General features: G+C 66.2%; 11 protein-coding genes. 1 reads left to right on the top strand and 10 read right to left on the bottom strand.

Annotated elements, in window-relative coordinates; translation table 11 throughout:
• Positions 1-134: 134 nt before the first annotated feature.
• From rapZ to RBR29_RS08960, 9 genes are all read right to left on the bottom strand, one after another.
• Positions 135-1010: an RNase adapter RapZ gene (gene rapZ, locus RBR29_RS08920; protein ID WP_320348699.1), complete on the bottom strand. Its 876-nt coding sequence runs from the start codon at positions 1008-1010 to the stop codon at positions 135-137.
• Between the two features lie 40 nt (positions 1011-1050).
• A complete protein-coding gene (gene hprK / locus RBR29_RS08925; protein WP_320348700.1) occupies positions 1051-1989 on the bottom strand; it encodes an HPr(Ser) kinase/phosphatase in 939 nt (312 codons plus the stop codon).
• On the bottom strand, positions 1961-2458 hold the full coding sequence (locus RBR29_RS08930) for a PTS sugar transporter subunit IIA (RefSeq protein ID WP_320348701.1): 498 nt from the start codon (positions 2456-2458) through the stop codon (positions 1961-1963). The genes hprK and RBR29_RS08930 overlap by 29 nt, the downstream gene beginning before the upstream one ends.
• A gap of 179 nt (positions 2459-2637) precedes the next feature.
• On the bottom strand, positions 2638-2964 hold the full coding sequence (raiA, locus tag RBR29_RS08935) for a ribosome-associated translation inhibitor RaiA (protein ID WP_320348702.1): 327 nt from the start codon (positions 2962-2964) through the stop codon (positions 2638-2640).
• A gap of 150 nt (positions 2965-3114) precedes the next feature.
• Positions 3115-3894 (bottom strand): LPS export ABC transporter ATP-binding protein, encoded by a 780-nt coding sequence (gene lptB / locus RBR29_RS08940; protein ID WP_320348703.1) that lies wholly within the window; start codon positions 3892-3894, stop codon positions 3115-3117.
• Positions 3895-3901: 7 nt separating this feature from the next.
• Entirely contained in the window at positions 3902-4501 is a 600-nt protein-coding gene (gene lptA / locus RBR29_RS08945; RefSeq protein WP_320348704.1) for a lipopolysaccharide transport periplasmic protein LptA, read from the bottom strand.
• Complete coding sequence (gene lptC / locus RBR29_RS08950; RefSeq protein WP_320348705.1) at positions 4498-5115, bottom strand: LPS export ABC transporter periplasmic protein LptC; 618 nt, start codon at positions 5113-5115, stop codon at positions 4498-4500. Before lptC ends, lptA begins: the two co-directional genes overlap by 4 nt.
• The gene (locus tag RBR29_RS08955) at positions 5112-5714 is read right to left on the bottom strand and encodes an HAD hydrolase family protein (RefSeq protein WP_320348706.1); all 603 of its coding nucleotides are present in this window, start codon (positions 5712-5714) and stop codon (positions 5112-5114) included. The genes lptC and RBR29_RS08955 overlap by 4 nt, the downstream gene beginning before the upstream one ends.
• On the bottom strand, positions 5714-6700 hold the full coding sequence (locus tag RBR29_RS08960; RefSeq protein ID WP_320348708.1) for a KpsF/GutQ family sugar-phosphate isomerase: 987 nt from the start codon (positions 6698-6700) through the stop codon (positions 5714-5716). The genes RBR29_RS08955 and RBR29_RS08960 overlap by 1 nt, the downstream gene beginning before the upstream one ends.
• 126 nt (positions 6701-6826) lie before the next feature.
• Between RBR29_RS08960 and RBR29_RS08965 the strand changes: the two genes are divergently transcribed.
• Positions 6827-7390, top strand: coding sequence for an adenine phosphoribosyltransferase (locus RBR29_RS08965; RefSeq protein ID WP_320348709.1), 564 nt, complete (start codon positions 6827-6829; stop codon positions 7388-7390).
• On the opposite strand, the gene RBR29_RS08970 is transcribed toward RBR29_RS08965, so the two are convergent.
• A partial coding sequence (locus RBR29_RS08970) for an ATP-binding cassette domain-containing protein (protein ID WP_320348711.1) occupies positions 7284-8338 on the bottom strand: 1055 nt, incomplete at its 5' end. The two genes, RBR29_RS08965 and RBR29_RS08970, sit on opposite strands and share 107 nt — an antisense overlap.

Consider the following 8338-nt stretch of genomic DNA (forward strand, 5'->3'; position numbering starts at 1 on the left):
GATGGCGGCGATGTCGGCGGGGATGTCGCGGCCTGGGCCATCGTCCTTGTAGTAGCCGCCCCCCGACCGCGAGGCGCAGCCCGCCAGGACCACCAGCAGGGCGCCCAGCAGGCCCAGGGCGAACCGGCGCGCCATCATGGCCGAGTCTCCAGCAGCTTGGGGTTGCGATGGCGCACCAGCAAGGGGGAATGATCCGAAAAGCGCCGGGCGAGCTGTTCGGTGACATAGACCGAACGGTGCTGGCCGCCGGTGCAGCCGATGGCGACGGTGAGATAGTTGCGTGTGTCCTGCATGTACAGTGGCAGCCATTTGCGGATGAAGGCGGCGATATCGTCGATCATGGATTCGACACTGCCGAACTGGGCCAGCCAGGCGGCGACGGGGGCATCGCGTCCCGTCAAGGGGCGCAGTTGCGAGTCGTAGTGGGGGTTGGGCAGGCAGCGTACATCGAAGACCAGGTCGGCGTCGTGTGGTACGCCACGCTTGTAGGCAAAAGACTCGAAGGTGAGAATCACGGAGGGGCGGTCCGCCTGGACCAGGTCGCGCATCCAGGCACGCAACTGGCCGGGCGTCAGGCCGGAAGTGTCGATGACGTGCTCCTGGTCGCGCAAGGGCGCCAAAAGCTCTCGCTCCAGGGATATGCAGTCTTGCAGCGAAGGCTCCCGGCCCTCGTGTCGCAGGCGGTCGGTCAAGGGGTGCCGGCGCCGGGACTCGGAATAGCGCTGCATCAGGGTGTTGTCATCGGCGTCCAGGAAAATCACGTGCAGTGCCGTGCCCATGGCGCGCAGGCTGGTCAGGATGCCGGGCAGGTCGTCCAGATCGCCTGGCGTGCGTGCATCGATGGCGACGGCCACCCGTTCCAGGCCGCTGTCCTGGGTGCTGGCGATGAAGTCGTGCAGGAAACGGACGGGCAGGTTGTCGATGCAGGTGTAGCCGGTGTCCTCCAGCATGCGCAGGGCCACGGATTTTCCGGAGCCGGAGATCCCGGTGATGAGGACGATGTTCAGCATGGTGTGCAGGGGTCGGGGATCTGCCGCGTCAGGCGCCTGTTCATGGTCGGGCCTCTCGGGAACTTTCCATGATGGCCAGGGCCTGGCGTTCGATGAATTCACCCATGGTGTCGATGCCGCGCAGGCTGAGGATGGTGTTGCGCACGGCGGCCTCGACCAGCACGGCCAGGTTGCGGCCCGCCGCGACTTGCAGCATCACGCGACGGATCGGGATGCCCAGGATGTCCTGGTATTCGTCCTGGGTCGGCAGGCGTTCGAAGTTCTCGGGCGTCAGGCGCACCAGATGGACGATCAGCTTGATTTTCATTTTGCGCCGGACCGAGGTTTCGCCGAAGATCGTGCGGATGTCCAGCAGCCCCAGGCCGCGGACTTCCAGCAGGTTCTGCAGCAGGGGCGGGCACTGGCCCTCGATGAAGTTCGGCGCGGTGCGCGAGAGTTCGACGGCATCGTCGGCCACGAGACCGTGGCCACGGGAAATCAGTTCCAGGGCCAGTTCGCTTTTGCCCAGTCCCGATTCCCCGGTGATCAGGACGCCCAGGCCCAGCACATCCATGAAGACGCCATGCATCGTGGTCTTGGGGGCCATCCGCTTGCCCAGGTAGATGCGCAGCAGGTCGATCAGCAGGGCGGCATCGGTGGGGGTGGCCAGCAACGGGATTTCGTGCGTGGTGCAATAGGCCCTGAGGTCGTCGGGCGCCTGGGTGCCGGAAGCCAGGATGATGGCCGGGACGCCGCCGGCCACCAGTTCGGTCAGGTGGTGCTGACGGCGGCGTTCGTCGAGCCGCAGATAGTAGGACATTTCCTCGGCGCCAAAGACCTGGATGCGGCCAGGGTGGATCAGGTTCAGGTGACCGATCAGGTCGGCAGCGGCACCGCTGGCGTCGGGAATCAGGCGCCGGCTGGCGGCGTCCTGGCCGGCGACCCAGGAGAAGGGGGTCTTCTCGGTATTGTCACGAATCAGCTCTTGAATGGTCAGCATGGTCAGGGGCCGGGGCGCGCGCGCCAGTCAGGATCAGGTGATGGACTTCCTGGGGATCGGTGGAATGCGTCAGGGCCTGGCGGATACCGGCGTCAGACATCAGGCGGGCGATGCTGGCCAGCAGATCCAGGTGGGTCTGGGTGGCGGTTTCCGGGATCAGCAGGAAGAACAGCAGGCGGGCGGTGCGGCCGTCGTTGGCGTCGAATTTGACAGGCTCGGCCAGCCGGATGAAGGCGGCATGCGGTTCGCGCAGGTCCTTGAGCCGTCCATGCGGGATGGCGACCTCGTGGCCCAGCGCAGTCGAACCCAGCCGTTCGCGGGCGAGCAGGCTGTGGAAGACTGCCGTGCGTGCAACGCCCTGGTGGTTTTCGAACAGCAGTCCGGCGTGTTCGAAGGCGCGTTTCTTGCTGGTGGCAGCCAGGTCCAGGACGATATTGTCGGGTGGCAGGATGCGGGGGCTGAGGTTCATGGCGTCCATTATAGGGAAATGGGCTGTTTAGGAAACTGTCCTGCCTCCCCTGAGGCAGCGTGTTTTTGCGGGGGCAGGGGGGCATGCCCATGCCGGGACGGCCATAACAAGATGGCCCCGGACGGATGTCTCGAGGCCATGTGTCGTGTCGGGCCGGGGTCGTCGGCCCGTGGGTGCCGTCAGGCGGTCATTTCCTGGCGTTTGGGAGGTTCGTGGACGGCGTGGTTCTGAGCCTTGGTCTTGTATTTGATGACCTGGCGGTCGGCCTTGTCGACCAGCAGATCAATGGCCGCATACAGGTTTTCATCCGAGGCTTCGCAGTGCAGGTCCTTGCCGCGCAGGCGCATGGTGATTTCGGCGATGTGCTTCAGGGGCTCGATCGAGAGCATGACCTGGGTGTCGATGACCTGATCGAAGTGCCGCAGGACGCGCGCCGTCTTGCTGTGGACGTATTCGCGGATGGCCGGGGTGATTTCCAGATTGCGACCGGTGATTGTCAGGCTCATAGGTAGACTCCTTGCGGAAAAACGGGGAGGGTTCAGGAGAGAACCGGGGTTGGACGGGATTGGCCTCCTTTTCTGACAGTTTGATGACAAGTCCAGTGTACCTATTGCCCCGGCCACATCAAGGGCCTGTTTTCGGTGTAGGATGATGAATTACATCCGGAAATTCTTGCCCAGATAGACTTGGCGCACGGCCTCGTTGTCCACGATCTCGCTGGGGTGGCCGCTGGTCAGGACGCAGCCTTCGCTGATGATGTAGGCGCGGTCGCAGATCCCCAGGGTTTCCCGCACGTTGTGATCGGTGATCAGCACGCCGATGTTGCGGCCCTTCAGAAACTGCACGATGCGCTGGATCTCGATCACGGCAATCGGGTCCACCCCGGCGAATGGCTCGTCCAGCAGGATGAAGCGCGGGTGGGTAGCCAGGGCGCGGGCGATCTCTACCCGGCGCCGTTCCCCGCCCGACAGCGAGATCGCCATGTTGCGGCGGATATGCTCGATCTGCAGTTCGTCGATCAGGGATTCCAGGCGTTCTTCCAGCGCGGCTGCCGACAGGGGGGTGCCCTGAGCGTCACGCTGCAGTTCCAGGACCGCACGGATGTTCTGTTCGACGGTCAGGCGGCGAAAGACGGACGCGTCCTGGGGCAGGTAGGACAGGCCCAGGCGGGCGCGCCGGTGCATGGGAATGCCGGTGATGTCGTGCTGGTCAATCAGGATGCGGCCCGTGTCGGCCGGGATCAAGCCCACGATCATGTAGAAGCTGGTGGTCTTGCCGGCGCCATTGGGGCCGAGCAGGCCGACGACTTCGCCACTGGCGACGGACAGGGACACATCCTGGACGACGGCCCGGCGGCCAAAGGTCTTGCCCAGGCCGATGGCCTGGAGGCTGCCGGCGGCGCGGGCAGCGGTGGAACGGGAATCGTGTGCGGGCATGGGGGGATTACGAATGGCCGGCCTGCTTGGCCTTGCACCGGGCGATGGCCTGATCGATGCGGGACTGGGGCTGGGCCAGGGATCGGACGCGCCCACCGGCAGCGGCGGAGTTCTGCCCGCCGAAAGCCTCGTAGGTGCCGGTTTTTTCGTGGTAGATGATCCGGGCGCCGCGCACGTTGTCGAATGCCTGGCCACAGATCTGGCGAGTGACAGTGGCCTGGCCCGTCAGGGTGATGTCGCCCGAGGCACCGACGTAGTCGGCCTGCAGGCCGGTGGCGATGATCGTTTCGAATTTTTCGGGGTTTTCCTGGCGGATGGTGACGACCCGTCCCTGGGCGGCCGTGGCGGTGCCGAACTGGTTGCCCTGGGCGTCCTCGCGGGTGACGAGCTTGTCGCTGCGCAGGGTCATCGAGCCCCGGGTCAGGACCACATTGCCAGTGAAAGTGCTGGTCTTGTTGACGTCGTCGTAGTGCAGGGTGTCGGACAGGATCACCGTGTCGGGTTCGTCCTTGGGGGCGGGTTTGCCTTGCGCGCCGACCGCCTGGGCAGTCAGGGAAAGGGCGCAGGCGGCGATCCATGCGATCAGGGTGGAAAACGGTAGGTTCATGGGTGTGCGTTGTTTTTGGAGCCGGCGTTGCGGGCAGCCTGGTCTTCGCCCGAGATCTTGACGTCGCTGGCCGCCGTGACGGTCAGCTGACGAGTGCGGTTATCGTAGCGCATGCCTTTGCCCCGCAGCGTGGAATGGCCGTTGACGACCAGTGCAGGACGGTCCGTATGGACCAGATCCCGGTCGGGTTCGATGATGAGCTGGGAACTGCGCACGTCCAGCAACTGGTGGTCGGGGTCGGGCAGGCGTTTCAGGTGGGCATTGCCGTTCAGCACGATCCGGTCGCCGCGTTCGTCGAGCGTGCCGTGATCGGCGGTGCCTTCGGTCATGGGGGCGTTGGGCTGGTGGCCGACGGCGTGCGGCGCAGTGATTTCGTAGGTGCCTGTGTCCGGGAAGTGTTCCATGGCCGTGCCTTCCAGGCGGTTGATGGCGCGCCCGTCGGCATCGGTGCGCACCATCGTGAACCGATCCGACCAGGAATCGCGTTCGTGGGTGATGCGTCGGGGCGGATCGACCTGAATCGAGCGCAGGGTGTAGTCCGACGCCCACCAGGTGCCCAGCACCAGCAGGCCGAGCAGCAGCACGGCCACGAGGCTGGGCAGGCGGTCCTTCATTGGATGGCCCCACCCAGGGTGGACAGGGACGCCGTGAAGCAGGCGCCCAGGCGGCCCTGGGCAGCCAGGATCAGATCGCAGCATTCGCGCACGGCGCCCGAACCGCCGCGCAGGGTGCTGGTCCAGTGGGCTGCCTGGCTGACATAGAGGGGGGCATTGGGCACGCTGGCGGCGAACCCGACCCGCTGCAGCACGGGCAGGTCGATGATGTCATCGCCCATGTAGCCCACGGCCTGCAGGGACAGGCCGGCTTCGCGGGCGAGTTCTTCGACCGTGGTGACCTTGTCGTGGATGCCCTGGAGCGCGGGTGAAATGCCCAGTTCGGCTGCCCGACGGGCGGTGATGGCACTCTTGCGGCCGCTGACCCAGGCGACCCGGATACCCTGTTCGCGCAGCAGCCGCAGGCCGTGGCCGTCCAGCGCATTGAAGGGCTTGACGGCTTCGCCGTGTTCGCCATACCAGAGGCTGCCGTCGGTCAGGATGCCGTCGACGTCGAACACCATCAGGCGCACGGCGCGGGCCCGGTCGCGGACCGTTTCCGGGATGCGGGCCAGGATCTGGGCTTCGGCAGGGTGAGAAAAACCAGGCAGTTCGTTCATCAGATGACCTTTGCGGCGAGGAGGTCGTGCATGTGCAAAGCCCCCAATAATAGCCCGTCTTCATCCAGCACCAGCATCTGGTTGAGCTTGTGCTCGTCCATGATCGAGGCGGCCTCGATGGCCGGCGCAGTGGCCGTGATCGAGCGCGGGTGGCGGCTCATGCCGGCCGATACCGGCAGGGTGCGGATGTCGCCGTGCTGGGCGATCATGCGGCGCAGGTCGCCATCGGTGAACAGGCCCACGGGGCGCTTGCCTTCGAGGACGATGGTCATGCCCATGCCCTTGGACGACATTTCGGTCAGTGCATCGGGAATCAGGGTGCCGGGCGCCACGCATGGCAGGGCCGCGCCGCGCCGCATGATGTCGGCGACCGATGTCAGCAGCCGCCGGCCCAGGGCGCCGCCCGGGTGCGAACGGGCGAAGTCCTCGCGGTTGAAGCCGCGTGCTTCCAGGCAGGCGACCGCGATGGCATCGCCCAGTACCAGGGCGGCCGTGGTGCTGGCGGTGGGCGCCAGGTTCAGAGGGCAGGCTTCCTGGTCCACGGCGGCGTCCAGGGTCAGGTCGGCGTTGCTGGCCAATTCGGATTCGGCGTGGCCGGTCAGGGCAATGATGCGCGTGCCCATGCGTTTGGCCACGGAAATGATGGTGATCAGTTCCTGGGCCGAGCCGGAATAGGAAATCGCCAGCAGGATGTCCTGGCCGGTGAGCATGCCCAGGTCGCCGTGGATGGCCTCGGCCGCGTGCATGAAAAAGGCAGGGGTGCCGGTGGATGCCAGGGTGGCGGCGATCTTGCGGGCGATGTGGCCGGATTTGCCGATGCCCGTGACGACGATGCGGCCCGAACAGCCCAGGATCAGGTCGACTGCCTGGACGAAGCGCGCGTCAATGCGGCCTTGCAGGGCCTGCAGGGCCTGGATTTCAATCCCGAAGGTGCGGTCGGCGCTGGCGCGGATGGCCTCTGCGCTGGGTTGGGGATGGGCATGCATCCCGGGATTTTACTGTGATCAGCGATAGGGGGATACGGAGCCGCCGAACGGCTCGTCTTCGTGCATTGCGGTCCCGGCTTGTTAAACTGTGCCCGCTTCCATGCTCCCGCCACAGGACACTCCGCCATGCAAACCGATCCGGCCCAATATATCCGTGACACGATCCGTACCGTGCCTGATTGGCCGAAGCCCGGCGTGCAGTTCCGGGACATCACCCCGGTGCTGCAGGATCCGCGCTCGTTCCGGGTGCTGATCGATCTGTTCGTCTACCGCTACATGCGCCAGCGCCTGGATCTGGTGGCGGGGATTGACGCGCGTGGCTTCATCGTGGGTTCGGTGCTGGCCTACGAACTGAACCTGGGCTTCGTGCCGGTGCGCAAGCAGGGCAAGCTGCCGTTTCGCACGGTGGCCGAGGAATACGCCCTGGAATACGGCAATGCGGCGGTGGAAATGCACACGGATTCGGTGCGGCCCGGTCAGCGTGTGCTGCTGATCGATGACCTGATCGCCACTGGCGGCACGATGCTGGCGGCGTCCCGCCTGTTGCAGCGCCTGGGGGCCAATGTGGCCGAAGCCGCCGCCATCATCGATCTGCCGGATCTGGGCGGCTCGAAGGCTGTCCGGGATTCCGGGCTGCCGGTGTACACGGTGTGCGAGTTCGAGACCGGGGCAGCGCACCCAGATCAATGATGCGGTCCACCGCGCCGGGGGGCAGGTGCGCATGGGTGGCCAGCACGACCGTGCGTCCTCGGGTCGCCCGGGACAGGTCGGCCAGGAAATCCGCCTCTGTAGGGGCATCCAGCCCGGCGGTCGGCTCGTCGAGCAGGAGCACGTTCGCAGGCGACAACAGCACCCGCGCCAGTGCCAGGCGCCGCGCCTGACCGACTGACAGGCCTGCCCCCGTTTCCCCGATCCAGGTGTCCAGCCCGTGTGGCAGGGTGCGGACGAAATCGCCCAGGCGGGCATCATCCAGGGCGCGCCATAACGTGGTGTCATCGGCCTGTGGATCACCGACCTGCAGGTTGGTCCGGATCGTGCCCAGGAACAGCGGGGCATCCTGGGCCAGCAGGGCAATATGGTGATGCAGGTCGTGCTGGGCGCAGTCGCGCACGTCGATGCCTCCATAGGAGATGCGGCCCGATTGCGGGTCATCCAGGCGCAGCAGCAGGTGCAGCAGGGTGGATTTGCCTGAACCGCTGGCGCCGGTCAGAGCGGTGCGGCTGCCAGGAGGCAGGTCCAGATCGATGCCATCCAGAATCATTCGGTCTGGAGCGTCAGGATAGGCATAGCGGATGTTTTCGGCCCGCAGGATGCCGGATGGCGGCAGATCGGCGGGGGCCTGGGGGTCGTGCAGATCGGGCTGCGCCTGGGTGATGGTCTCGATGCGCGTCAGCGCGGCCAGCGCCGCTCCCATGCGGGCTGCGCCCCGGACGACGGGGTTCGCGGTCTCGAACAGTCCCAGGGTACCCAGCAGCAACCCGGCCAGCACCGGCGCGTGCAGCGTGCCGAGTGCGACGGCATCCAGGCCCGCCCACAGGATGGACAGCAGCGCGGCGCCGGTGGCGGCGTGAATCAACCCTTGCCCACTGGCACCCAGGCCCGCCTGGGTGTCCCGGGCGCGCGCGGCCTGTCGGCAGG

This window comes from Castellaniella sp. (assembly GCF_034007085.1).
Classification (GTDB): domain Bacteria; phylum Pseudomonadota; class Gammaproteobacteria; order Burkholderiales; family Burkholderiaceae_B; genus Castellaniella.